This window comes from Chloroflexus sp., from assembly GCF_034431535.1.
Lineage (GTDB): Bacteria > Chloroflexota > Chloroflexia > Chloroflexales > Chloroflexaceae > Chloroflexus.
Genome location: NZ_DAOUDC010000017.1, coordinates 144464 through 171312, shown reverse-complemented (window position 1 = coordinate 171312; position 26849 = coordinate 144464). Strand labels below are relative to the sequence as shown.

The 26849-nt window shown below is 62.3% G+C and carries 16 protein-coding genes and 1 tRNA gene; 8 read left to right on the top strand and 9 right to left on the bottom strand.

Annotated elements, in window-relative coordinates; all coding sequences use genetic code 11:
- Positions 1–43: 43 nt before the first annotated feature.
- From drmA to U9R61_RS04950, 6 genes are all read right to left on the bottom strand, one after another.
- On the bottom strand, positions 44–3412 hold the full coding sequence (gene drmA / locus U9R61_RS04975; RefSeq protein WP_322487716.1) for a DISARM system helicase DrmA: 3369 nt from the start codon (positions 3410–3412) through the stop codon (positions 44–46).
- Between the two features lie 160 nt (positions 3413–3572).
- A complete protein-coding gene (locus U9R61_RS04970) occupies positions 3573–3794 on the bottom strand; it encodes a GxxExxY protein (RefSeq protein ID WP_322487715.1) in 222 nt (73 codons plus the stop codon).
- A 162-nt stretch (positions 3795–3956) separates the two neighbouring features.
- The gene (locus tag U9R61_RS04965; protein ID WP_322487714.1) at positions 3957–7826 is read right to left on the bottom strand and encodes an Eco57I restriction-modification methylase domain-containing protein; all 3870 of its coding nucleotides are present in this window, start codon (positions 7824–7826) and stop codon (positions 3957–3959) included.
- Positions 7827–8042: 216 nt separating this feature from the next.
- Positions 8043–11321: a DISARM system SNF2-like helicase DrmD gene (drmD, locus tag U9R61_RS04960; protein ID WP_322487713.1), complete on the bottom strand. Its 3279-nt coding sequence runs from the start codon at positions 11319–11321 to the stop codon at positions 8043–8045.
- A 644-nt stretch (positions 11322–11965) separates the two neighbouring features.
- Positions 11966–12041, bottom strand: a tRNA-Gly gene (locus U9R61_RS04955).
- Between the two features lie 82 nt (positions 12042–12123).
- Positions 12124–12594 carry a DoxX family membrane protein gene (locus U9R61_RS04950; RefSeq protein ID WP_322487712.1) on the bottom strand — a complete coding sequence of 157 codons (471 nt, stop codon included), beginning with the start codon at positions 12592–12594 and terminating at the stop codon, positions 12124–12126.
- 299 nt (positions 12595–12893) lie between these two features.
- Between U9R61_RS04950 and U9R61_RS04945 the strand changes: the two genes are divergently transcribed.
- From U9R61_RS04945 to secF, 4 genes are all read left to right on the top strand, one after another.
- Complete coding sequence (locus U9R61_RS04945) at positions 12894–13661, top strand: YceI family protein (RefSeq protein ID WP_322487711.1); 768 nt, start codon at positions 12894–12896, stop codon at positions 13659–13661.
- Between the two features lie 66 nt (positions 13662–13727).
- Positions 13728–14426, top strand: coding sequence for a DsbA family protein (locus U9R61_RS04940; protein ID WP_322487710.1), 699 nt, complete (start codon positions 13728–13730; stop codon positions 14424–14426).
- A 138-nt stretch (positions 14427–14564) separates the two neighbouring features.
- Complete coding sequence (gene secD / locus U9R61_RS04935) at positions 14565–15953, top strand: protein translocase subunit SecD (RefSeq protein WP_322487709.1); 1389 nt, start codon at positions 14565–14567, stop codon at positions 15951–15953.
- A 59-nt stretch (positions 15954–16012) separates the two neighbouring features.
- Positions 16013–17014: a protein translocase subunit SecF gene (secF, locus tag U9R61_RS04930; RefSeq protein WP_322487708.1), complete on the top strand. Its 1002-nt coding sequence runs from the start codon at positions 16013–16015 to the stop codon at positions 17012–17014.
- Positions 17015–17184: 170 nt separating this feature from the next.
- On the opposite strand, the gene U9R61_RS04925 is transcribed toward secF, so the two are convergent.
- Positions 17185–17469, bottom strand: a complete 285-nt coding sequence (locus U9R61_RS04925; RefSeq protein WP_322487707.1) for a DUF427 domain-containing protein — start codon at positions 17467–17469, stop codon at positions 17185–17187.
- Positions 17470–17615: 146 nt separating this feature from the next.
- On the opposite strand from U9R61_RS04925, the gene dprA reads away from it, so the two are divergent.
- Positions 17616–18701, top strand: a complete 1086-nt coding sequence (dprA, locus tag U9R61_RS04920; protein ID WP_322487706.1) for a DNA-processing protein DprA — start codon at positions 17616–17618, stop codon at positions 18699–18701.
- A 299-nt stretch (positions 18702–19000) separates the two neighbouring features.
- Here the strand turns inward: dprA and U9R61_RS04915 are convergent, their stop codons facing one another.
- A complete protein-coding gene (locus U9R61_RS04915; RefSeq protein WP_322487705.1) occupies positions 19001–19474 on the bottom strand; it encodes an NUDIX domain-containing protein in 474 nt (157 codons plus the stop codon).
- A 199-nt stretch (positions 19475–19673) separates the two neighbouring features.
- Positions 19674–20561 (bottom strand): LysR family transcriptional regulator, encoded by an 888-nt coding sequence (locus U9R61_RS04910; protein ID WP_322487704.1) that lies wholly within the window; start codon positions 20559–20561, stop codon positions 19674–19676.
- Positions 20562–20808: 247 nt separating this feature from the next.
- Here U9R61_RS04910 and nrfD point away from each other — a divergent pair, with 247 nt between their 5' ends.
- Genes nrfD through U9R61_RS04895 form a run of 3 tightly spaced genes read left to right on the top strand, consistent with a single transcriptional unit; the run spans position 20809 to position 26403 of the window.
- A complete protein-coding gene (gene nrfD / locus U9R61_RS04905) occupies positions 20809–22494 on the top strand; it encodes an NrfD/PsrC family molybdoenzyme membrane anchor subunit (RefSeq protein ID WP_322487703.1) in 1686 nt (561 codons plus the stop codon).
- 13 nt (positions 22495–22507) lie between these two features.
- Complete coding sequence (locus U9R61_RS04900) at positions 22508–25468, top strand: molybdopterin-dependent oxidoreductase (protein WP_322487702.1); 2961 nt, start codon at positions 22508–22510, stop codon at positions 25466–25468.
- Positions 25465–26403 carry a molecular chaperone TorD family protein gene (locus U9R61_RS04895; protein WP_322487701.1) on the top strand — a complete coding sequence of 313 codons (939 nt, stop codon included), beginning with the start codon at positions 25465–25467 and terminating at the stop codon, positions 26401–26403. Before U9R61_RS04900 ends, U9R61_RS04895 begins: the two co-directional genes overlap by 4 nt.
- Positions 26404–26849: the final 446 nt, after the last annotated feature.

Below are 26849 nucleotides of genomic sequence, written 5' to 3'. Positions count from 1 at the left end.
GAACTGTTCCCCCACCCCGTGCCCTACCCACCGCTAGGGGCCCCTATCCCTCAACCGGTTGGTTGTTGAGGTCGCGCAGGTAGAGGTTTACCTCCGGTTCGACATCGCGTAACGATCGCCCGATCCGGAACTTGCGCTGCTCGTCGAAGTCGAAGTCTTTGGCGAGCGGATCGCGCAAGAACGGTTTGGCATTGCGGTTGTCTTCAAACGGTTGGTATTGCACTGAGATACCTTGGCTAGCGTACCCTTCAACGATCCGTTCCCATGCATCGAGCAGGTCACCGATCCGTTGCTGTACCGAGAGCAGCCGCTCGTTGAGATCGTCGTGGTCAAGGTCTTGCTGGCGTAAGCGGGCATGAAAGATCTCGATTAGGGGTTGTTCGAGGAGCTGGCGTACCTGTTTGATCTGCGCGACGCCGCTCGGCGGGGTAAGCCGCGGTTCGAGGTGGCGGGCCAACGCGACCAGCGCCCCGGCGAAGCCGCGGTCGAGGGCGCGGGCGGCGAAGGGAGTGACGCTGCCGGCTTCGACCGCGCGGTAGAAGGTTTCATGGTAGTGGCGGAACCGTTCGTAGTGCGAGCGGTCGCGGGGCCGGTGGATGTTGAGTAGGGTGACGACCAGCCCCGGTCGCTTGTCGTCACGCCCGACCCGGCTGGTGGCCTGAATGTATTCGGCGGTGAGCATCGGTTGGCCGATGACGACCATTAACCCAAGCCGCGGAATGTCGAGGCCGACTGAGATCATGTTGGTGGCGAGGGCGCAGTCGATGCGTCCGTCAGGTTGGGCGAAGGAGAGGCTAAGTTTACGGCGCGCTTCAGCGACTTGGGCCGTGCTGACCCGTGAGGTGAGTTCGAGCACTTCGCTGAAGCGTTCGCGGTTGGCGAAGAGACCGCGCGTTTCGCCAACCCGCTTGCGCTCGCCATAGCCTTTGATGGTGCTCTGCACCTCCTCTTCCAAAATGCGCCGCGCGCCGCCGAGTTCGCGCAGATTGTTGAAGTAGCCGAGCACGGTCATATACGGGTCAGCGGGGTTGGTCGGGTTGCGATCGCCGCCTGCGTCGAGATAGGCCCGTTGCGCCGCTCCCATCAGTGCCAGCCACGCTTTGCGCATCATCACTTTGGGGCTGCGCCCCTGCGCGGCGATGCCGATGTATTGGCGGGCCGGTGTGACACTGGCTGCGACGGTACGGGCAAAGAACGAGTCGCGCCGGTCGGGGCCGGGAGGCGGGAAGACGGCGGTTAGCGGGCGGCCAAACAGAGCTTGGATCTGGTCTTGGGCCCGCCGAACAGTAGCGGTGGAGACGATGATCTTGGGCCCGACCGGTTTGCCGTTGACTTCACGGGTGCAGAGCGCGTCAATGGCGGTTTCGTAGAGGCCGGCCAGCGTGCCGAGCGGGCCGGAGATCAGGTGCAGTTCGTCTTGGATGATCAGGTCGGGCGGCGCGAGCGGTTGGCTGAGCTGTTGGCCCCGCCCTAGCTCAGCCGGGCCATAGAAGCCGTCGTTATCGTAACGATTGACGCCGCCGAGCAAGACGCCGCTTAGCCCGATCCATGGCAGCGCAGCGAATTTATCGACGGTGGCGACGAGAAAGGCCGGCAAGCGCCGGTAGATCATCTCATCGACGGCGACGATGGGCAGCGCGTTGTCGCCGCTGAAGTCGCAGTCAAAGTTTGGGCAGACGACGCGCAGCGCGCTCGGATTGTCGGCGTTGGGCACGAGGGTGAACGAGGACGGCGTGAAGCTCATGCCGCACCATGGGCAGCTCTCAAGCGGGATGGGCGGCGAATTCCCGCGTGGATCGCTCTTGTACCGAGTGAGCAGCGACCGCGCCGTGTCGTCGCGTTTGTCGCCTTTTTTGCCGAGATGGTTTGGAGTCGCTCCTTTCCCCACCCACAGCCCGATCTCGAAGGGCCACGGGCCGTACCGTTTCGGCGCTTGTTGCCGTTCGAGTTCGAGGGCGCAGATCATGCCGGTAGCGCGCGAGAGCTGGTCGAGGGTGAGTAGGCGCAGGGTGTAGCGCATAATGACGCCGACGCCGGCCCCGGCGCTGCCGCCGTCGCCGCAGTGGCGGAGGCGGCGGAGCACTAGCGTGAAGGCGGCGAGACCGAGATAGGCTTCAGTTTTGCCGCCGCCGGTGGGGAAGAAGAGCAGATCAACCACGCCGCGGTCGGGATCGGTGGGATCGGCAATCCCCGGCAGATTGAGCAAGATGAAGGCAAGCTGGAAGGGCCGCCAGCGCGGGGGGTCGATTTTGTTGCGCTGGCGGAGGGCACGGGCAATGGCGCGATTGGCGACACAAAAGGCATCGAGCGCCAGCCTCGATTGGGCCAAGAGGTCGATGCCGCGTGCGATTCGTTTGGCGGCGTTGCGGGCATGCCGCACTAAAGCGCGCGCCGTCTCGCCACGCTTGCCAGCAAGGGAGGCGCTGCGCTGTTCTTGTTCATCCAGCCATTCGTGGTACGCCGTCACCAACGGGCGGAGGGCCTGCTCGGCAGCCGCGCCGTCAGCCAGCGCGCCGAGCGCGTCCATGCCTAGTTCCACATTCGGTACCGGCGCCGTCACCGTCTTCTCGACGGCGGCTTGCGGCAGCCACGCCGTGCGCACGACGGTGCATGCGCCATCAACCAATGCCCAATCAGCCGCCACCGCGTGTCCAACGGCGTATTCCGGCACATTGGCGTAGTGCAGATCGGCTACTAGCTCATCCCACTCGGCAGCACGCAGACCGCTCAGATTGGGGCGCGGCACAAACGGGCGCGCGCTGCGCACTTCGATCTCGGCCTGAAACGCATACATCGCGTCGAACGGGTCATAGTCAGCGGGACGGTTGTTGATCAGGTAGATCGTCACCGAGCGCGCGCCGGGGGGCAGGGGTTGTTCCGGCCCCGGCAAGACGATCGGGTGTTCAACCACCTGATACTGCAAGCCGCCCGAGTTGGGCACCATACGCGCTGGCGTTCGCCCTCCCTCCAGCTTGACCGTGACCGTCTCGGCGCGCGGCTCACGCTGCCACACCTGCTTCCCTGCCGCTTCCGGCGCGGTGACCAACCGGTAATCTCCCCAGCGGAAGGTGACGGCCAGCTCGCGGGTGGCGGCGTCAACCAGAAAGGTGAGGCCGATGGACGAAGGAAAGTTGCCTTTCCGCGCCGCCGGACGTTCATCGTTGGCTTCCGGCTCGACTCCGCTCGCGGCGGCAGCCACGGCGAAATCGTCGCCTTCGTCGGGATCGGCGGCGCGTTCGGCGGGGGTGCCCGACGGGATGAGGAAGCCGGTGAGATACCACGTGGATGGCCGGATATCGGCGGGCAATTGTTCGCGTTCGAGCGGGTGGTCCGCCGGCGGCCCGACGAGGTCGAGCTGTAAGGCTGTGATGAGCCGTTCGCGTACTTCGAGTGAGGTGAGCGTGTTTGTCATAACCACCTGCATGATGTTGGTTAGGGAATAGCCACGAAAAGACACAAGAGCCTCAAAAATTATTTGTCCATGGTTTATCTCGGCGTCCAGATATACTTTTTAATCTCAAACTTTGCCGCACCAACATTGATCAACAACCCATGCTCGATCCGAGTTGACTTCAAATACCCAAAAATAGATCGGCAAAATATTCGCCTAAAATTGTACCATCCTCGTCAAACGCCGCGATTGGATATTGTGACGTAACATCTAAGCCTAATGTCGTCAAGCGATGCACCAAGGCATTCACCTTTTCCAGATGGCCGGGGCTGTGGTATCGGTGAATAGCATACGCTGTTTCGCGCACGATGTCACAAAGTTGGTTGATGGTCTGCGCTGTCACGGTACTTCTCCTGTGATAAACGTAACGATTTTAGGAATAACCACGAAGAGACACAAAATTTTTTGTGTCTTTTTGCGGTTATTCTTCCTCCATCCCCCACTGCGGTGGGAATAGCCACGAAGCGACGCAAAAATTTTTCGTGTCTTTTGTGTCTCTTTACGGCTATCCCCCCTTCGCCCGCTGCGCATTGCGTTCCAGCAGGCGGGCAAGGATTTCATCGCGCACGGGGTCGGGCCAGCGGTAGCGGTACGGATTCTTGCGCCGGCTCCACGTCGCTTCGTCAATCTCGTAATCGAGCACGAATTCGCACGCCAGCGGCAGCAGATCGTCCCACCCATACGCCCGCAGCACCGCCGCATCCATCGCCGCGTGCAGCTCGCGCAACCGCACAATCGCCGGGTCATCTTCGTCGGGGTCGTGGAAGCGGTTGTAGAGCGCGGTCAAGCCCTCGTTGCGCTGCACCATCAGCCCCGCCCGATACTCGTAGTACGCCTTACCCGCCGCCTCCAGCGCCGCGTCTTTCTCCCACCCCGCCGGGAATGGGTAGGTCTCGAAGCAGTCGGAGGGGGTATAGCGTAACCAATCTTTGAGCGACGAGGCGAAGAACCGCGCCCACACCTCGTGCGGGCGGGCTTGCAGCGCGCAGAATGCCGCGTATGTCTCGAAGGGGAAGATGATGAGTGAGTCGGCATAGACCATCCGCGCCGGTAGAAAGGTCACAGCCAAGTGCTGGCTCACCCGCGAGAGTGCTAACACCCGCCTGAGCGGGGCGATGGCGGCGTTGAGTTCAGGTCGTGGATTAAAAAATTTCCACCATTCGAGCACCATTCGCGGATACTTCCGCGCATCTTTGGTGATCCGCTCCGGCTTGACCTTGCGCTCGACGATCGCCATCAGCTCCGGCCAGCACGCGCGGCACGCGGCCTCGGTGCGTTCGCCGAAGTTGATCACGTAGCGGTGGTGAGCATGGGTCGGACTGCTGTTCAGCTCTTCGCCGCCGATGTAGGGAAAAATCACCTCCCGGCAGGCTAGGTTGGCCGCGATCAGCCGCTCCATCTCGGCCAGCGGCGTCGCCACCCCCTTGGTGTCGGTGTCGTCGAAGGTGAACCCCATCCCCAAGATGATGCTGCCTTGGAAGCTCTTGCCCGCGTTCTCAGCCAGCCGGGCCGGGTCGTCGTGGCCGCCGCGGTGGAACAGGAAGGCCGTGATCTGCGCCGCCTCCCGCCTGTCGAGGTACTTCACGCCGTGGTACCGGCCCTTGACCAGATGCACCACGCTCACAATCACTGCCGCCTGCCCCGGCCACGGCACCCGCCGCCGCGCCGCGTAGATCTCGCCACCGTGAGTGCAGATCCAGCGCAACCCCGTCGCGCGGGTATCGCCTTGGGCGATAGTATTGGTGGCGATCAGCCCCAGCGCCCCACCCGCGCGCAGCAGGTCGAACGCCCGCCGGAAGAAGTGTGCTGCTAGGTCGGCACCTCCACTTGCACCAGCGTGGAGCTCTATTAGCCACTTCGAGTAGGTTTCGCCATAGGCTTCGCTCAGGTTTCGGCCTCCCAAAAACGGCGGGTTGCCCACGATCACGTCAAACCCGCCCCTGTCGCGCTGAAACACCTCCGGGAACTCGATCTCCCAGTGGAACGGAACGAGCGCCAGCTCGCCGTGCCGCCGCACCACCAGTTCGTGGCGCAGCGCCGCCAACCGCTCCTCGTCGAACACCGCCAGCGCGTACTCCTTCCGCCGCGCTTCGCGCTCTTTCGAGGTGCTGCCGGCAAAAAACGCCAGCGCAACTAGATCGCCGTACTCCCGCACCTGCGCCAGCTCGGCCTGCGCCTCGCGCCAGAGCGCGTGCAACGCCGCGTCGCTCAGCCGCCCGTCCGCCTGCCGGATCTGCGCCCGCAGCGCCGCCACCTTCGCCAGCCGCTGCCGGATCGCTTCCGTCTCCAGCGCCGCCTGCCGGCCTCCGGCCTGCCAGTGAAAGGCCTCGATCTGCGCCTGCCCCAGCCCCACCAGCGAATCGCCGTGGCGCAGCGCGTGATCGAGGAACGTGAACGGCTGCGTCTTCGCCAGCGTCGCCAGCCACAGCGACACCTTCGCCAAATCCACCGCTACCGGGTTCTTGTCCACCCCGTACAGGCAGCGCTGCGCCACCAGCCGCCGGGCCACGATCACCTCGTCTTCGTCCGCCGCCAGCGGCGGTCGCCCGCCATACACCCGCCACGCCGCCACCAGCGCCTCGCCCAACTGCCGGCAGGCCTCGACCAAAAACGCCCCCGACCCCATCGCCGGGTCGCACACCGCCAGCCCCAAAATCTGCTCCGGACGCGGCGGCGCGCCGTCCGCGCCGCGCAACCGCGCCAGCGCCGGCGCCAGCGTCGCGCGCATGATCGGCTCGCTCAGCGCCCGCGGCGTGTAGTGCGACCCCGACCGCCGCCGCTCGGCGCTCGGCTGCAACACCAGCGCCCCCGCCGGCGCAATGTCCGGTGTCGCCCGCTCGTCCACCACCGGGCGCAAGGCCGCGGGCAAATCGGCAAGGCTCCGCGCCGCCTTCACCCCCTCCAGCACCCCCTTCGGCAGCTCGCGCCCGGTCTGTTCGCGCAGCCAGTTGGCCCGCTCGCCCGGCGGACAGGTCAGCAGCGCGGCAAGGTCGAGCGGGGTGGGCGCGCCCCCCCGCTGCTCGGCCTTGATCGCCAACGTCGGCCCGGTCGCCACCGCCAGCCGGAAGCCCATCATCGTCTCGTACACCGCCCCAATCTGCTCGACATCGAGCGCCCGGTACGACAGCCGCTCGCCGTCTAAGATCAGCAGCTTCTCTAGCACCTGATAGATCGCCCCGTCGGGAATGCGCGGAACGACGATCCGCTGCCCCTGCTGGCGGACGCTGCCCAGCGGCCGGCCTTCGAGGAACGGGAAGCGGTCGGGGTCGAACAGCACCCCGGCCCGCCGCGGCAACCCCAGCTCCGGCGCGCCGTCGTGCAGCAGCCGGAACAGCGCCAGCAGCCGCGCCCACGCCCCGTAGCGGTGGTGCATCGTATCGGGGTACAGCGCGGCATCGGCCCGCAATTGCTCGTACAAGCTCGCCAGCGCGTAGTATTGCTCCCAGACCGCATCGGCGGGCAACAAGCCGCGCTCCTCGGCGTAGAGCAGGAAAATCAGGCGCAGCATCACCGTCAGCAAGCCGTGGTAGACCGCGTCGGGGTCGTCGCGCAGCACGTCGCGCAGCAGATCGCCATTGCGCTCGGCGTTGGCCGCCTGCAGCCCGCGCAACAGGGCATAGAGCGCGGCCAGCACCTGCTCGGCCAGCCGCTCGCTGACCGTATTCTGGTACTTGCGGCTCTCGGCCAGCAGCGCGGCGAGGCGTTGGGTGCGGGGCAAACTGAGCAGGCGCTGCTCGCTGAGCAACAGGCGCAGCGCCGCCACCAGCGGGCGTCCGGCGGTGAGGCGCAGATCGGCGACGCGGACATCGAACCAGCCGGAGCTCTCGCCGCGCGGGGCGGAGAGCAGGCGAATGGCATGGCCGTTGCAGAGCACCCCGGCGAGGACGCCGGTCTCGCGCAGCAAGCGTTCGAGCCGGCTGTGAGGCGACCACGCCAGCCGGCCCGCGCCGCGCCACGGGCGGTCGAGGTCAACGTCTGGCGGCACCAGCAGCACGAGCAGTTGCCACGGCGGCGCGCCGGGAGCGGGGTCGCGCTCGCGCACCGCTAGATCGGGGGTGAGCGTCTCGCCGTAATCGGGCAACGACACGGTCAGCTCCGGCGGGATGGGGGCGCCGTCCACGCCGGCATAGCCGCGCGACGACAGGCTCCAGCCGAGCACAGTGCGGGCAAACTGGCGGAAATCGGCGATGATCGAGCGGCCCGCCGCCGTATCCTCGCTGAGGCAGGAGAGCAGCAGGCGCTGGCCCTCGCTGTCGGAGCGGGGCAGAATGGCGCCGGCGCTGACCAGGGCCGGTGCCGAGACGACCAAGCCGGTGGGTTGGACAAAGCCCAACCATTCGAGATGGGCAAGGATGGCAGGATCGGTGGTTGGCATAGGTGATAGGTATGACTACAAGCCGCAAAGCGAGCAAAGGCACAAAGGATGTTTAACGCAAAGGCGCAGAGAACGCAAAGGGCGCGAAGGGTTTTTGGTTCTTACACTCAAAGCGTGCGCGCGCTGTATCCCATCAGGCATCACCACCTCGCCCACTTCCACCCCCCAACAAAACCCGCTGCGATCTTTGCGGAGCCGGATAGCCGTCCGACTCTCCTAGTTGGTTTCCGGCCACAAATAGACGAACCCCACTGGCTCAACCCGCTGCGCGCGCACCTCATAAAACTCGCGCACCCGCTGCGGCTCACTGATGATATCGCGCTCGAACGCCGCGAGCCGCTCGGCCCACACCCGCTGGTCGAGCTGCAACTGGCGTCGCTCTTCAGGGTTGAAGCCCAACGTCAACTGCTGCAACGCCGCGCGGCTCTGCTCAAACTGCTCGCGCACCCGGCGAGCCTGCTGCTCGATCGCCGTGCGCAGATCAGCCGCTTCGCGCTCGCCGCGCTGGCGCAACAGCGCAATCGCCTTCTCGGCAGCCTCAACGGCGCGGCGGTTCAGGTGCGGGGCCAAATCGGCCACGTCACTCGCCGCCGACTGCGCCAACCGCTGCTGCACCACCGCGCTCACTTCGGTATGGCGTTCCCGGCGGAGTGCCTCTTCCAACAACCCCAGCGCGCGCTCTTCGCCGTCGCGACCGTAAGGAGCCAGCGGGCCGGTGCGCTGAGTTGGCTCGATCCAGCGCGCCGCCACCGCGATAATCTCCTCGTGCAGCCGCTCAGCGCTCTGGCCAAACAACGCCAACCGGCCCAGCATCACCACCCGCGGTGCCGCATCGCTCACCCGCAACACGCAAGCCCGCGCCAGATGCTCGGTAAAGCCTTGAGCGCGAAACCGGGCCAGCAGCCGTTGCGCGATCCGGTGTTCGAGGTGCAAATGCACAAACTCATCGCTCAGCACGCCGGTATCGGCAAAGACAATCGGGCGGATCGGCGCCGCGCGCCGCCAATCACTCAGGCTCTGGTTGGCCGCGCGCGGCGCGCGCAAACTGTCGAGGATCGCGTTCCACGTTGGATCGGACGCCAGCCGCTCGTTGTGCGCCGGCACACGCCACACCTCCCGGCCACTCTCATCCACATCGCGTTGCAACGGCGGCGCGCCGATCATCTCCAGCGCGCTGTTCAACGCCTGCCGGAACGCCTCGGCATTGAAGTTCGTCCACCGCTGCGAGCGCTCCAGCAAGCTGCGGCAGCGCTCAATCTGCTCTTGCAAATCGCGTTCGCGCTCACGGGCCTGCTCCAGCTCCTCGGCGATGCTCTGGCGGCGGATCGCATCGAGATCGGTTTGTTCCAACTCGCGCACCAGCGCATCCACGTCGCGATGGCGAATCCCTTGGCGCAGCCGCCGCTCGATATCGTCATCAATCACCTTCGACAGACTGCCCAACTCGCGCTTGATCGTCTCGGTCTTGCGCACCAACACTTCCAGCACCCGATCCTCGGCCCGTTGCGGCAAGACAAAATAGTGGCACCGCACCACCGGCTCCGGTTGCAGCTTGCGGTCAATCCGGCCATTGCGCTGCTCGATCCGGCCGGGGTTCCACGGCAGATCGAAATGGAACAGATCGGCGCAATGGGCCTGAAAGTTCAAGCCTTCGCGCGCGGCGTCAGTCGCCAGCAAGATGCGCAGCGGATCGTGGGCCGGATCGGTGTTAAACCGGCGCTGAATCTCTTGGCGGCGAGTGCTGCTGGTCAAGCCATCAATCACCTCGATTCGCTCCTCGGCCCGGTCGGAGCCGGCAATCGCGCGCGACAACATCTCAAGCAGATAGCGCTTGGTGCCTTCGCGGTTTTCGGTGAAAATGATCACCCGCCGGTTGTTCCAGCGCGGCGGCGGGCCAGTCACCGGCTGGCCAAACGGCGGCAGATCGGGGCAGAGATTGGCCCGGATCCAATCGATCAGATAGCGCGTCTTGGCATCGAGCCGGTAGCGATGGGCCTCAGCGATCCGCTGCATCTCATCGAGCAGCTCCTGCTCGCGCCGGCGCAACTCGGCGACCTGCGCCGCCGGCGACAGCGCCGCTTCCGTCGCCGCCGTCACCGCCTCAATCGCCTGATCCTCAGCTTCCTGCAACTCAGCATCGCTCCACGCGCTCCGCTCATCGTCAGCGTCAGGCGCAACCGCCAGCAACTCCGCCTCTTCAGCCACCGCATCAAGCGCCGCTTGCCGCTCCCACTGCCGTTCGATCGTGACCCGATGCACCTTCAGACTGCGGGCAAACGCCTCGATCGACGACAGCAAGCGCTGTTGTAACCCCACCGTCAACAACGCAGCAGCGGTTTGGGCCTTGCGCGACGCCGTCGCAAACCGCTGCTCGCGCAGAGAGCGGTACTCATCGAGCAAGCGCGACAGCACCAACTCCGGCGCATCGTCCGGCAAGCCGCTCAGCTCGATCCGGATCACCTCGCGGCGCGGGAAGCCGCCCTGCACAGCGCGAATATCCTCTTTCAAACGACGCACCATCACCTGATCCAGCGCCTTCTTGCCGCGCACCTTCACGCCGCGAGTGAAGCGAATCGGATCGAGCAACTCGAGCAAGGTCGCAAAACTATTCGAGTGGCCGTTGTGCGGCGTTGCCGAGAGAAACAGCCGGTGCTCGAAGCGCCATGCCAGATCGCGCACAGCGCGGGTAAAGTCGGACTCAATCCCGTAGCGGTTGCCGGAAGCGGGAGCGGCGTGGTGCGCCTCATCGAGCACCAGCAAACTACCGGGCAAGAACGGGCCGAGCCACTCGCGCAGCGGGTCGGTGTAGGCCGGATCGATCAGCAAGCGGTGCGAAACCAAAAACCGGCTATGAGTGCGCCACGGGTTCACGCCAAAGCCGCGCTCGCGGCGCATACGGGCCACATACGCCCGATCGAGCAACACAAACGTCAAGCCAAACCGTTCTTCCAGTTCAGCCTGCCACTGCTCAAGCACCGACGGCGGCGCCGCGACCACAATCGTGCGCACCTTCTTGCGCAACAACAACTCGCGCATAATCAAACCGGCCTCAATCGTCTTGCCCAAGCCGGTATCATCGGCGATAAACAGATTCGCCCGCGGCAAGCGTAGCGCCTTGCGCAGCGGCTCCATCTGATACGCATCGATCCGGATGCCGGCGCGAAACGGGGCCTGAAAGAGATCGGGGTCGGTCGCGGTCACGCAATGCCAGCGCAGCGTATTGAGATAGGCGGCAAAGCGGGCCGGCGGGTCAAACCCGCGCGCCGCCAAATCACTCCACAGTGCATCTTGAACAATCTGGCGGTCAAGTTCATACTCCCACCACACCTCCAACGACTGGCCCTGCGCATCATCATCGGCGCAAGCCAACCGCACCCGGATCGACTGGCCGGGATCCGGCGGCGGAATCACCTCCTCAACCAGCCATAGGCGCGAACGCACCATCACCAACTGACCAACTTCGGGGGTCTGCCACGGCAGATCAAGCAGAGTCACACAAGCACTCCTCAGGTATCACCATGCCACGCGAACTGCTGGTATTGTACCAGAGGAATGTGACAAGTACGGTCACAGAGTCGCAGATTTCTCACATGGCATTGCGAGGGCGCGCAATGCGCGCAGCAAGCTCCCGCTGAGGTGCAAACCAATGGTGTGGAGGTATCCATCCCGCTGAAGCGGGAGATTGCTGCGCCGCCTCCGGCGGCTCGCAATGACAACCGGGGAGCGTGAATGTCATTGCGAGGGCGCGCCACACCCGCAGCAATCCCCTCCGTCAGCGAATGATATGTCTGCGTGACCGCCCCTCCCCCGCTGGGGGAGGGGTTGGGTGTTGGGGCATCATCACCGCGCGGCTCGCAATGACAATCGAGGAGCGGCGCTTTCCAAAAAACCTTTGCGCCCTCTGCGTCCTTCGCGCCCCTGCGTTAAGAGTCTCTGCGCCTTGGCTTGCTTTTTTGTACCGCCGAAGACACAGCGGGGGAAGAGCCTCGAAAAGACGCAAAAGGCACAAACAATAAAAAACCGCTGCGCTCTCTACGCCCTTCGCGCCTTTGCGTTTGAATCTCTGCACCTTTGCTCGCTTTGCGCCTCTTCATTCCAACAATAAACCCTCGCCGGTATGATCGGCGAGAGTGACAAACTGGAGCGGGCGACCGGACTCGAACCGGCGACATTCTGCTTGGAAGGCAGATGCTCTACCAACTGAGCTACGCCCGCACCGCCTTTACTGTAGCATATTCCTCATTCACCTGCAAGTAGCCGCACACTGCCAGGCCTGACACGCCCGGCAGTGCATAGCCTACAACGTCTCACCCACGCTAAGCTGCTCGAAGGTGGTTTCTTTCCACGCCAACCGGCCCTCTTCCTTATCCAACACCAACAAAATAGCGGTGATCAGATAAGGCGGCATACTGGCGTTAAAGTACGACCCCGCGCTAATGTTGACCAGCAAAAACAACGCCAGCGCCGCGCTTGGCCGCACTCCTTTGCCGGTCAACATACTGATCGCCACAATCACCTGCCCGATGGTCAAGATCCACGCAATCGGGCGATACAGCGGAATGGCGAAATGGCGCAAGTACGCTGCGCTAAAGCTGTTTTGGTCGATCTCCGACAGACGCTGCTCGAAATGCTGGCACATCACTGGCGTGGTAAGCCAACCCCGCGTAATCTTATGGTACGCGCCATAGGCAAACGTCGCGCCAAACGCATAGCGCAACAGCACAAGCCCAACTCGCGCCGCTTTCCACAACATGCTCGACCGATCCATCGGATGCCTCCTACGCATAGCAGTTGGTACAGAGATGCAAACGCTCTTCATGTGACCAGTAGATCGCGAAGCAGGCCGTATTCTGCTGGTATGTATGTACTGCCCGATCCTTCACGGCTCTACTCCCAACTCCCTGTTTCCTATCTTCCTCAAGTATAGCACTTTTTTGCAAAAATTGTATTTATATGTCATAGCAAAAAGCTAAATGTTTGATGAGAAAACGGTATTTCAGGCCGCCGATCCGGTATCATGTTCGATGGTATTACGCACAGATTCTGTACTACGAAGGATATACGATAATGAACATCCGGCAATTGGCGGTAGTGGCAGGGGCCGTGGTCGTGATTGCGCTGGGCCTGCTCGTCTTTTACGTCTTCCGCCCGCCCGAAGCGGCGAGCGGCCCGCTTGAGGCGGTGCCATTGGCGTTGCCGACGGCAGCGACGGCTGCCCAACCAACGGCTGCGACGGCAGCGACGGCTGCCCAACCAACGGCTGCGCCAACCTCACCAACCACAGCAACTGAACCGGCGTTGCAACTCTTTGTGATTGACCAGAGTCGCTCGGAAGCCCGTTTCTTGATCGATGAGGTGTTGCGCGGCCAACCTGTAACGGTCGTTGGCCGCGCCAATCAGGTGGCTGGTCAGATTGCGCTCGACCCGAATGTGCCATCGGCGGCCCAAGTCGGTGTGATCCAGATCAATGCCCGCACCTTCGCCACCGACAACGAGTTTCGCAATCGCGCCATCAAAAACGCCATCTTGCGCACCAACCAATTCGAGCTGATTACCTTCACCCCGCGCGTGATCACTGGTTTGCCAGAAAAGGTTACGATTGGCGTGCCCTTTGAGGTTATGATCGAAGGCGACCTCACCATTACCGATGTCACCCGCCCGGTGACGTTTACCGTCACGGTGACGCCGGTGAGTCCGACCGAGATCAGCGGGATAGCGAAGACTACCGTGCTCTACCGCGACTTTAACTTGATTATTCCCGACTCGCCATCGGTTGACACGGTGGCTGATGAGGTGCGGCTTGAACTCGAGTTTGTGGCGACCCTCGCGGGCTAATTGACGGAGGATCGGGCAATAGCTATAATGGCGCGAGTTTTGGCAGCGTAAGGTCAGGAGATAGCAATGAGCGTGCAGAGCACCCGTGGCCGCCGAGTCAAGGCAGCCAAACAGAACAGTTTACTCTATTTGTACATCGCGGTTGGCGTGGTGGCGGTCTTGGCCCTCACTGCGCTGATCGTCTTCCTCACCCGTAATCAGGGCGAAGTCAAAACGCCGACTGCGCCGGTCGGGCGCACGGCTGAAGGGTTCTATTACAAGGGCAACCCCGACGCACCGGTGAAGGTGATTGCGTTTGAAGACTACCAGTGCCCCGGCTGCGCGTTCTTTACCCGCAGCCTTGAGCCGATCCTCGAACGCGATTACATCAATACCGGTAAGGTGCAATTCATCTACCATGAACTGCCGCTGACCAACATTCACCCGAATGCGCTGCCGGCTGCCGAAGCCGCCCGCTGCGCCGGCGATCAAGGCAAGTTCTGGGAGATGCACAGCCAAATCTTCGCCAACCAGAGCATTTGGGCTCAACTCAGTTCACCGCTGAATACCTTTAGCGGCTACGCCGGCATCGTGGGCATCGACCGCGCCAAGTTCGATGCGTGTATACAGGCCGGCACCCATCGCGAAGCGATCTTGGCCGCAGCGCAATCGGCTGCCGAGCTCGGCGTGCAGGCCACGCCATCGTTTAGTGTTAATGGCCAGCTTGTCGATTCGAGCCGACTGTTTACCGCGATTGACGCTGCGCTGCGCGCCACTGGCCGCTGATGGGTCGCTACTCAGCGTTTGGCCGCGACGCGAAGGCGTTGTTCTTGGCTATTCCCTTCGCGACGGCGGCCTTGACGCGCCGCCGTCGCCGGCCTATAATGGGCCGGCTTTTCGACATGAGTGAGGAGCAGGGCAACCGTGCAAAACCGTAATCTTTCAGCGCTGATATTGATTATTGTCGTGACTGGGCTGGCGCTGGCCGTTAATTTTGCCCCCAACAACAATTTCTTGGGCCGCGATGTAAGCGTGCGCCTTGGCCTTGACTTGCAAGGCGGTATTCAAGTCTTGTTGCGCTCGGCTGATCCTGATGCCAACCCCGAACAGATTGCCACCGCCGCCGGGGTGATCGAGCAGCGCGTCAATGCCCTTGGCGTTGGCGAGACGGTGGTGCAGCGGGCCGGCAATGATCGCATCATCGTCGAGTTGCCCGGCATCGCTAACCCCGAACAGGCGATTGAGACGTTGCGCGGCACTGGCCGGCTTGAGTTTATCGATTCGCAGGGCCAATATTTGGCTGATGGCGCGATTGTGCGCACCTCAAACAGCCCCAACCCGCCGCAACTGCTCGAAAGCGGCACTGTCACCGATGTGAATAGCCTCGGCCCGATTTATCAGAGCATCACCGACGGCGCCGATCTCGATACTAGCGCCGTGCAGCCGACCTTCTCACAGGGAGGTACGCTCGGCAGCCGTCCGGCAGTCGCGTTCGCCTTCCGCGGCGAGTCGGCCCGTAGCTTGGCCTCGTTTACCGCCGCCAACGTTGGCCGCCCGATGTGTATCGTGCTTGACAATGTGGTGGTGAGCTGCCCGGTGATCAGTGCCGCGCTTACCGATGGCTCCGGGGTGATTGAGGTAACGACCGAGGCTGAACGCAATCAGATCTTTAATAAGCTGAAGTATGGCGCGTTGCCGGTGCCGTTGGTGATTGAGACCAGCCGTACCGTGACTGCGACCCTCGGCCAAGAGAGCGTATCTGCGAGTATTATCGCCGGTATTATCGGTTTGTCGGTGGTCGCGATCTTTATGATCCTCTTCTACCGCGGCCCCGGTCTGATCGCGACCATCGCACTCTTGATTTATACGGCCATCAGCTTCGCCATTTACCGCTTGATCCCGGTGACGCTGACTCTGCCGGGTATTGCCGGCTTTATCCTTTCAATCGGGTTGGCAGTCGATGCGAACGTGCTGATCTTTGCCCGCTTGCGCGAAGAGTACCGCCGGGGTCGTGATATTCGCAATGCACTAGAGTTGGGGTTTGTCGAGTCATGGCCGGCCATCCGCGATTCGAGCGTGTCTACTCTGATTACCAGCATTGTACTGTTTATGTTCGGCAACAGTTTCGGCGTCAGCTTAATCAAAGGGTTTGCGCTCACGCTTGGTCTCGGTATTGTGATCAGCCTCTTTACTGCCGTGATTGTGACCCGCACCTTCTTGCGCGTCGTGTTACCGCTGTTTAGCGATGAACGCGCATGGTGGTTCGGCGTCGATCGCCGCGAGACCGCACCGGCGGCGACGGCAGCTTCCTAGCGGGTGAGTAGGCGAAAGCGTGCAACGAATCGTATCCGTGACACTGGAGTAACGTCGCTATGGAACATCTCGTCCGCCGTCGCTATTGGTGGTTTGCTTTTTCACTCTTGGTTATTGTGCCCGGTCTGTATATGCTGTTTCTGCACCCGCTCATAACGACCGGGCGGTTTGCGATTGGCCTGCGACCGAGCATTGATTTCGCCGGCGGCGCGTTGTGGGAGTTGCGCTTTCCTGATACCACGCCGGAGTCATTGACGACCGACCGCATCGCGCAGGCGTTCGCCACCGGCGGATTTGAAGGCGCACAGGTGCAACTGAGCCCAACCACCATTGATGGCCGTCCCGTGGCGGCGGCGCTAGTGCGCACCCGCCCGCTCAGCGAGTCGGATCCGAATAGCGAGATCGAGGCGGTGATGAAGGCATTGACCGATGCCTTCGGCACTGTAACCCGCGAACGGCTTGAGAGTGTCGGCCCCACAGTCAGCGCCGAGTCGACCCGCAGCGCCGTGATCGCGGTGCTCGGCGCATCGCTGGTGATCTTGCTCTATCTGACGTGGGCCTTCCGCAAAGCGCCGCATCCGGTACGCTACGGTATCTGCGCGCTGATTTCGATGTTGCACGATGTATTGGTGGTGCTCGGCATCGCCGCTATCCTCGGCGTGGCGATCGGGCTTGAGGTTGATGCCCTCTTCCTGACCGCGCTGCTCACAACGCTGAGCTTCTCGGTTCACGATACGATTGTGGTCTTTGACCGCATTCGCGAGAATTTGCTCAATCGCCATCCCGCCGAGACGTTTGATGATATTGTCAATCATAGCCTCGTGCAGACGCTGCCGCGGTCGATCAATACTCAGTTGACGACCTTCTTTACCCTCACGGCGCTGTTGCTGTTCGGCGGCGACACCATCCGCAATTTTGTGTTGATGTTGCTGATCGGCCTGATCAGCGGCACCTATTCGTCGATCTTCAACGCTGCCCAGTTGTTGGTGGTGTGGGAGCATCGCGAGTGGCGGAATTGGTTTGGCCGTGGCCGCCGCGATGAAGCCGCCCAAGCGGTGTAACGTAAAGTCGCATGGAGAGCCGGACGGCTGTCCGGCTCCGCAACGGCGCAGAGATGTTTAACGAAACGGCGCGAAGATCGCAGAGGACGCGAAGTACTTGATAGGTGGAACACAAGCGCGCTTGTGCCCCATCCATCATCCACCCGCGGCGTCATCTGCGTCTTTGCGTCCTACGGCTCGACTTTCACCCCGCGCCAAAAGGCGATATACCCCGCAATCTGCTTCGCCGCTTCTTTCGGCACCGGATAGTACCACGCCGCATCACGGTTCACCGCCCCGTTCACCACCACATCGTAATAGCTGGCCGTACCCTTCCACGAACAGACCGTATGGGTCTGGCTATCGCGTAAATATTCGCGCTTCACCGCCTCAGGCGGAAAGTAGTGATTCCCCTCAACCACGATCGTCGCATCGCTCTCGGCGATCACCGCGCCATTCCAGATTGCCCGTGGCATCGTTTGCTCCTGTTTACTACGGATGGTCTTCTAAATAAGTCCCATTAATCGTATTATGCCTCACTTCGCGCAACCTTTTCCGATCTGGCGCGGTTTCTTATATAGAGATCGTTATATAGAGATCGTTGTTGAGAGCGCAATTACGTATGCACGACATCACCCGCTACTACCTTGGCTTTAACCTCGTACCCGGGATCGGCCCGCTCCGGCTCTCGCGCCTGATCGAGCAGTGCGGCTCGGTGGCAGCAGCGTGGCATGCCGATGAACCCGATATGATCGCCGCCGGGTTAGACGCGCGCAGTATGGCTGGCTTGCGCGCGGCCCGCCAGTCCATCGACCTCGACGCCGAGCTGGCCCGGTTGCGCGCCGCCGGAGTGATGCCGGTAGTGATCACCGATCCGATCTACCCGCCGCTGCTCCGCATGATCCCGGCTCCGCCGCCGCTGCTCTACGTGCGCGGCACGCTGACACCAGCCGATCAACGGGCAGTGGCCATCATCGGCACGCGCCAGCCGAGCACCTATGGCCGCGAAGCGACCCGCCGGCTGGCCCGCGACCTCGCCTCAGCCGGGATCACGATCGTCAGCGGGTTGGCGTTAGGCATCGATACCATCGCCCATACTGCCGCCCTTGAGGCCGGCGGACGCACGATTGCTGTGCTCGCGTGCGGTGTCGATCGCGTCTACCCCGAACGGAACCGCGCGCTGGCTGAGCGGCTCACCACCGCCGGCGCGCTGATCAGTGACTACCCGCTTGGCACGCCACCCACGCCGCTCAACTTTCCCCCGCGCAACCGGATTATCGCTGGCTTGAGTCTGGCCACACTGGTGGTCGAAGCTGGTGAACAGAGCGGCGCCCTCATTACCGTGCAGTTCGCGCTCGATCAAGGGCGAGATGTTATGGCCGTGCCGGGTTCCATCTTTAACCCGCTCAGCGCCGGCCCACACCGCCTCATCCACGAGGGAGCGGCGCTAGTCACCGATGCGAACGATGTCTTGGCGGCGCTTGGTCTCGATGGGCCGCACCGGACTAACGAGTCGCCGCTGGAGCTAGCCCTCACCGCCGAGGAAGAGGCGATCTACCGAGCCGTTGGAGCCGAACCGCAGCACATTGATGCCATTGGCCGCGCCGCCGGCCTGCCGGCAGCCGCCACCGCCGCCGCGTTGGCGTTGTTGGAACTGAAGGGAATCGTGCGCCAGGTTGCGCCATTCTACTACTCACGAGGCCGCTGAGCGGAGAGAGTGGGGAGGCGTGCCCGCCTGTCAGGGCAAGGGGGCGCATCCCCCGAAGCAATCTTCCGCGTCAGCGACAGCAATGCCTGAGCGCACTGCTCCCGTGCTCGCGGGGGCAGGAGCGAAAAGGTTGAATAGCCTCGAAAAAACGCAAAAGACACAAACACGATGGTTACATTTGCGTCTTTTGTGTCTCGTCGTGGCTATTCCGCCAACAAACCGCTGCGCCCCTTCGCGTCCTTTGCGTTAAGCACCTCGCGCCTTTGCGGAGCCGGACAGCCGTCCGGCTCTCCTGCGCCTTAAAAATCGAATGTGGCTTCAGGCCGGTCGGCAAAGGCATCGGCCAGCATCCGGCGGGTACGGGTCAGCAACGGCGGCAACCGGTTGGGGTCAAAAAAGCCGACATTAACATTCTCATGACCGGCTTGCTGCAACTCGCCGCCAACGATCCGGGCCGCAAAAAAGATCGCCAGAATCTGCGACTGATCGCCGTTGGGGTAACTCCACGCAAAATCGGGGCCGCTATAGATCCCGATCAGCTTAAATGGCTCTAAAATCAAGCCAGTCTCTTCATGGACTTCGCGCACCAATGCCCGCGCCGGCGACTCATCAAGGCTGATCGTTCCTCCCGGTACATCCCACAGCATCACATCGGCGCGCCGGCATAGCAATATCTGCCCCGCTTCATTGCGGACAAACCCGCTCGCGCGCACTTGCAGAATGCGTTGATGGCCAACGTAGCTGCGCAGCCAGCGTGTGTATTTAACGGTCATATCCGGCTCCTGTCGAGAACAGCCCCGACGATTGCAAAAATGAGCGAGTTTTCTGGCGCTTTGCTCAAGTTGACGGCTATTATAACACTTATCACTACAAAGAGATGGTTGCTGTCCAGTAAGCGCGAGACCGGTGATGAGGAAGAGGGTTGCACAAACCTACAACAATGACAGTCCTCCCTATTCCCTACTCCCTCCCTCATACCTGTCCCTTCAACCACGCCATCAAGGCTTGGCTCTGCGGGCGATCGCTCAGGCGAACCCAGCTTAACTGGCGCTGCACCACCAGATCGGGAATATTGAGGACTTCGAGCTTGCGGGCAATCACCTCAGCCTTAATCGTGACGCGCGATACCATGCTCAGACCCAACCCGGCGCTCACCGCCTGCTTCACCGCCTCGGTGCTGCCCAGCTCCATCACCGGACGGATCGTAACCCCGCGCGCCGCCAACGTCTGCTCCATCACCTCACGGGTGCCCGAACCGGGTTCACGCAAAATAAACGGCGCGCCGTTGAGTTCGGCGCAAGGCACATGGGCACGCCGGCTGAGCGGGTGATCGGGTGGGGCGATCACTACCAGCTCGTCGGTGCGCCATGGGATAACCTGAAGATGTTCCTGTGGCACGACCGGCCCCTCCACGTAAGCAATATCGATCCGGTAGGAGAATAAGTGCTCGAGCACCTGTTGGGTATTGCCAATATCGAGGAACAGCTCAATCCCCGGATATTGGCGGTGGTATGCACCCAGCAGCGGCGGCAGCAGATAGATGCCAATCGTACTGCTGGCCCCGATTGCCAGCCGGCCCCGTTGTAAGCCGCACACCTCTTTGAGCGCCTCGACCGCCAACCGTTCGTGGGCAAAGATCCGGCGGGCATGCTCGCCGAGGATCGCACCGGCTTCGGTGGGGGCCACCCCGCGCGCGCGCCGCTCAACGAGCACGGTATTAAGTTGCCGCTCAAGCTCTTGGACGGCCCGCGATACCGCCGATTGGCTCATGGTCAGCGCGTCGGCAGCGCGCGTAAAGCTGCCATGATCGAGCACGGCAACGTAGATCCGCAACAGGTGCAGGTTGAGGGTCACGTTCATGCCTCACAATTACGATGAGTGAATACGAACTGCTGCATTGTACCATGCACTGGGTGCAATGGTTGGCTGCAAGATGCTATGGAGTGCAGCAGTCAAACTGCCACCCTCCATACGGGATCGTCACCATGGTGTAGGCATACGCTCATTCGATACCTCTCATCGAAAACATCTGCTTGCTCGATGCATAAGTTTCTGTTACGATGTAATGCAGTCGCGATCTTTTTCTCATAGCCAGAAAGAGCTGGCCATGACAAACTACGGCTTCCTCATCGATCAGCGGAAGTGTATCGGCTGCCATGCGTGTAGCACGGCGTGCAAGTCGGAAAATGAGGTTCCACTCGGCGTCTACCGCACATGGGTCAAGTATGTCGAGACCGGTACGTTTCCTAACACCCGCCGCCACTTCCAAGTCACCCGCTGCAACCACTGCGCCAATCCGCCCTGTGTCCGCATTTGTCCCGTCACCGCGATGTACCAGCGCACCGACGGCATCGTTGAGTTCGATCCGAAGGTGTGCATCGGCTGCAAAGCCTGTATGCAGGCATGCCCCTACGACGCGATCTACATCGATCCGGAAACGCACAACGCAGCCAAGTGCCACTTCTGCGCCCATCGGATTGATCAGGGTCTCAAGCCGGCCTGCGAGATCGTTTGCCCCGAACAGGCAATCATCTCTGGCGATCTCGATGATCCAACCAGCTTGATCAGCCAGTTGATCGCCCGCGAGCCGGTATCGGTACGCAAGCCCGAACAGGGCACAGCGCCGAAGCTATTCTACATCGACGCCGATCAGACCACGTTGACGCCAACCGCTTCAACTACCAGCTCGACCTTTATGTGGGCCGATGTTGTGAGTGAGCAGTTGGTCGGCCATCACCACGGCAACGGCAATGGTCGGGTGAAAGCTACCCGCGAGGTCATCCCGCTCACCGCCGCTTCGGGTGCGACGATCCGCCCGCCGCGCGAGCAGGGGTTGGGGGTTGGTCAGAGCGCGTTGATGATGGGCGGGCGGGTGGCCGGCCACATGGTGCAGACGGCCTACAATGCCCAGCACAAGATTCCGTGGCATTGGCCGGTGCCGGCCTATCTGGTCACGAAGGGGATCGGGAGCGGCGTCTTTTTAGCGATTGCCGCCGCCGTCGGGTTGGGGTTGGCGCCGCTGGCCGCGCCGCTGCTGGCGACGGCGCTTTTTGTCAGCCTGCTCTTTATCGGTATTACCACCGGCTTGCTGGTCTTTGACCTTGATAAGCCGCACATGTTCTTGACCATTCTCACCCGTCCGCAGTGGCGCAGTTGGTTGACCCGCGGCGCGTTTATCCTGATCGGCTTTACCGGCGTGACCGGGTTGTGGTTCCTCGCCGAAGCCGGTGCGGCATTCAATCTGTGGCCGGAAACGGCCATCGTCGGGTTGCGCCCGCTCTTTGCGTGGCTCGGCATACCGCTGGCAGTGATGGCCGCGATCTACACCGCCTTCCTCTTCGCCCAAGCCGAAGGCCGCGACCTCTGGCAAAGCCCGCTCTTGCCGGCCCACCTGCTGGTGCAGGCGTTGATGGTTGGCGCGGGGACGCTGCTGCTCATGGCACCGTTGATGGCGATGCCGGCTGAATTCCTGACCCTGCTCGGCTGGCTGTTCGCCGGCGGCCTTGCGCTCGATCTCTTTATGTTGCTATTGGGCGAATTCGGTATTCCGCACGCCAGCGAAGTTGCGGCCCGCGCCGCTCACGACATTAGCCACGGTCACTATCGCCGCCACTTCTGGCAGGGTGCGATCGGGTTGGGCCACGTTGTGCCGATTGCCTTGATCGCGCTGGCCTTGTTCGCACCCGCTTTGGCTGCGCCGCTCTTGGCGGTGGCTGGGTTGGCTGCTATTGCTGGTCTGTACACCTTTGAATATGCTTTCGTTATGGCGCCGCAACACGTGCCGAACAGTTAGGAAAGGTGTGGTCATGGCGACGTCATTGCTTAACCGTTTGTTAGGAACGCTCAGCCAGAAACCGCAAGCGCGAGTCGAACCGTTGGCCCCGCCGGTCGACCGGTATGTCACCAGCGATAAGCCGGCAACTACGCCGGCCAGCACTGAGTTGCATGACTATCCGCCGGTCGAACGCTGGAATAACTGGACGGAGTACGATCCGAAACTGTGGCCACAGAAGGTGGCCCGCCGCTATACACTGGTGCCGACCATCTGCTTTAATTGCGAGAGCGCCTGCGGTCTGCTCGCGTATGTTGATGTCGAGACGCTCAAGATCAAGAAGTTTGAGGGCAATCCGCTCCATCCCGGCAGCCGGGGCCGTAACTGCGCCAAGGGGCCGGCGACGCTCAACCAAGTCTACGACCCTGACCGCATCCTCTACCCGCTGAAGCGGGCCGGTAAGCGCGGCGAAGGCAAGTGGGTGCGCGTCTCGTGGGACGAGGCGCTCAACGAGATTGCCGGGCGCATCCGCAAGGCAATTATCGAGAAGCGCCAGACTGAGGTTATCTATCACGTGGGCCGCCCCGGCCACGATGGGATTATGGAGTGGGTGTTGCCAGCGTGGGGGATCGACGGCCACAATTCGCACACCAATGTCTGTTCGTCAGGTGCGCGCTACGGGCAAGCGATGTGGATGGGGTACGACCGGCCTTCACCCGATCATGCCAATGCCCACGTGATCTTGCTGATCAGTTCGCACCTCGAAACCGGCCACTACTTCAACCCGCATGCCCAGCGCATTATGGAAGGCAAGATGGCCGGCGCCAAGCTGATTGTGCTTGATACCCGTCTCTCGAATACGGCCTCGCTGGCCGATGAGTGGCTCTCGCCGTGGCCGGGCAGCGAGACGGCGATCTTGTTGGCCATTGCCAACTATCTTATCCGCACCGGCCAGTATAACCGCGACTTTGTGCGCCGCTGGGTGAATTGGGATGCCTATCTGCGCGCCGAACATCCCGGCACGCCGGTTAGCTTCGAGCACTTCGAGATGAAGCTGCAAGAGTTGTACGCCCAGTACACCTTCGAGTTCGCCGCCCAAGAGAGCGGGGTGAGCGCCGAGCAGATCGAGCGAGTGGCGAAGATTATCGCCCGCTGCGAAGGCAAATTGGCTACTCATAGCTGGCGCAGCGCCACCAGCGCCAACCTCGGCGGCTGGATGATCGCCCGCTGCCTCTGGTTCCTCAATGTGCTCACCGGCTCGATCGGCGTCGAAGGCGGCACTTCGGCCAACGTCTGGGATAAGTGGATCCCGCGCCACCCCAATATGGCGCCGCACCCGAAGGTTTGGAACGAGTTGACGTGGCCGGAAGAGTACCCGCTCACCTTCTACGAGTTGAGCTATCTCTTGCCGCACCTCCTCAAAGAAAATCGCGGCAAGATTGACACCTACTTCACCCGCGTCTACAACCCGTTGTGGACGAACCCCGACGGTATGAGCTGGCTGGAAGTGCTGACCGACGAGAGCAAGATCGGTTTGCACGTCCATCTCTCGCCGACGTGGAGCGAGACCGGTTGGTTCGCCGACTACATCTTGCCGATGGGCCTCGGGGCCGAGCGCCACGATATGATGAGCCAAGAGACCCATGCCGGTTGCTGGATCGCGTTCCGCCAGCCGGTGTTGCGCGAAGCGATGCGGCGCTTGGGCAAGCCGGTCAAAGATACCCGCGAAGCTAACCCCGGCGAGGTGTGGGAAGAGACCGAGTTCTGGATCGAACTGTCGTGGCGGATTGACCCCGACGGCAGCCTTGGCATCCGCAAGACCTTTGAAAGCCCGTACCGGCCCGGCCAGAAGATTACGGTCGATGAGCTGTACGGCTGGATGTTCGAGAATCACGTGCCCGGTTTGCCCGAAGCGGCGGCGAAAGAGGGTCTGACCCCGCTGGAGTATATGCGGCGCTTCGGTGCGTTCGAGCTGCGCAAAGGCGCGATGCCGACCTTCGATAAACCGCCAAGCCCAAGCGAGTTGACCAACGCGACGATCGACCCCGACACCAAGATCGTCTATACCAAGACGCCGGCCCAGCCGTCGGCGAATATCACGCCGCTGCCCTACTTCGAGCCAGACCCGGAACGCGGGAGACCGATTGGGGTGCAGCTCGAAGACGGTACGATCGCGACCGGCTTCCTCACCCCGTCGCGCAAACTTGAGTTTTACTCGACGACGCTGCGCGATTGGGGGTGGCCCGAATACGCTATTCCGACCTACATCCACAGCCACGTTCACCCCAGCAAGGTGGATCGAAACAAGAACGAAGTCGTGCTGCTCTCGACCTTCCGCTTGCCAACGCTAATCCACACCCGCAGCGGCAACGCCAAGTGGCTGTACGAGATCAGCCACAAGAACCCGGTTTGGATCCACACCAGCGACGCCGAGCGGCTCGGGTTGCGCACCGGAGATCTGATCAAGGTCATCACCGAGATCGGCTACTTCGTCGATCGGGTCTGGGTGACGGAGGGCATCCGCCCCGGTGTGATCGCCTGTTCGCACCATCTGGGGCGCTGGCGGTTGCAAGAAGAAGGTGGCGGCAAGCTCTCGACCGCGCTGGTTGATCTCAAGCAAGAGGGCGAAGGCAAATGGCGGATGCGCCAAGTCCACGGCATCAAGCCCTACCAGAGCGAAGACCCCGATACGGCGCGGATCTGGTGGGAAGATGCCGGCGTCCATCAGAACCTAACCTTCTCGGTGCATCCTGACCCGATCAGCGGCATGCACTGCTGGCACCAGAAGGTGCGGATCGAGCTAGCCGGCCCGAATGACCGCTACGGCGACATTTTTGTCGATACCAAGCGGGCGCACGAAGTCTACCGCGAATGGCTGGCTATGGCCCGTCCAGCGTCGAAGGTCTCGCCCGACGGCTTGCGCCGGCCACACTGGCTGCTGCGCCCGTTCCGTCCGGCGCGTGAAGCGTACCTGTTGCCGAGGAAAAAGTCGTGACGGCGTATTCCGAATTGGTGGCCCGTCAGGCCTTAGCCAGCCTGATTGGCCGCCTGTTGCTCACGCCGCCTTCCGCCGAACTGTGGGCGGAGGCGGCGACATTGCCAGAACTGGCTGAGATGATGGGTGACGGGCGCGAGGCGCTCGCTGTCGCCTATGAATATCTGGTCGGGCGTAATGTCTACCCTTACGAGTCGCTCTACCGCGACGAAGAGCTGATGCTCAACACCGCCGCCGCCGAGCGAGTAGCGGCATTGTACGAGGCATGCGGTTTTGTCCCTGACCCTAACGTGGGCGCGCCTGACCATTTGGGGTTAGAATTGACCGTACTGACGCGCCTGATCGCAACCGAAGCCACCGCGCAGGCCCACGGCGACGCCGCGCTGCGCAGTTGGGCGCGGCGACAGGCAGCGACGTTGCTGCGCCAGCACCTCGCCGGTTGGGCGCCGATTTGGGTACGCACAGTGCAACGCATTCCGGCCCATCCTTTTTATCAGACGGTGGCTGGTTTAGTGGTGGAATTGATCGGCAGCGAACTTGAGCGGCTGGCCGGCGAGCCGGTCGCCGTACAAGAGTACATACCCCTGCAACCGGCCCCCCCCCACGATGAAGAGACCGATCTGAGCGCGCTGATCCGCCATCTGATCACGCCGGTCAAAGCCGGCTTCTTCCTCAGCCGGGCCGACTGCTCGGCGCTGGCGCGGCAACTCGGTTTCGCCATCCCGATCGGCGACCGCTTTAGCATGGCGCGTACCCTGTTCGAGACTGCCGGCCAGTTCGATCAGGTCGAAGGGTTGATTAGCGCTCTTCAAAATATTATGTCAAGCGAAGCCGCAGAGCTGCGCCGGCTGATTGCCGCCCAACCGGTATGGGAACCGGCCTTGCAACCGTGGCTCGCGCGGTTGGCCGACAGTCGCTGGTTGGCTGTGAGTTAAGGTTGGCTACCCCACCCTATGCCCCTCCCCCGCTGGGTGAGGGGAAGGTGAATAGCCACCAAGAGCCACAAACGACCCAAATTCCCCAAATTATCATTGCGAGCCGAGCGGTAGGGGCAGAACACGGCTCTGCCCACCGCGAGGCGAAGCAATCTCCCGCGTGGACGAGAGGGATCCACTCAGGCATGTGCTGCACTGACGGAGGATTGCTTCGGGCGCTGCGCGCCCTCGCAATGACAGCACGCCTCGCCTCGTTCCCCGCCGCGTCCTCCGCGTCCACTGCGGTAAACCTCGTGCCCTCACCCCCGGCCCCTTTCCCATTAGCGGATGGTGCCTCCACCCCGTGCCCCTCTCCCGCTGGGCGAGGGGTTGAGCGCCAAGCCGCAAAGCAAGCAAAGGCGCAGAGGAGTCAAACGCAAAGGCACAAAGAGTGCAGAGGTCGCAAA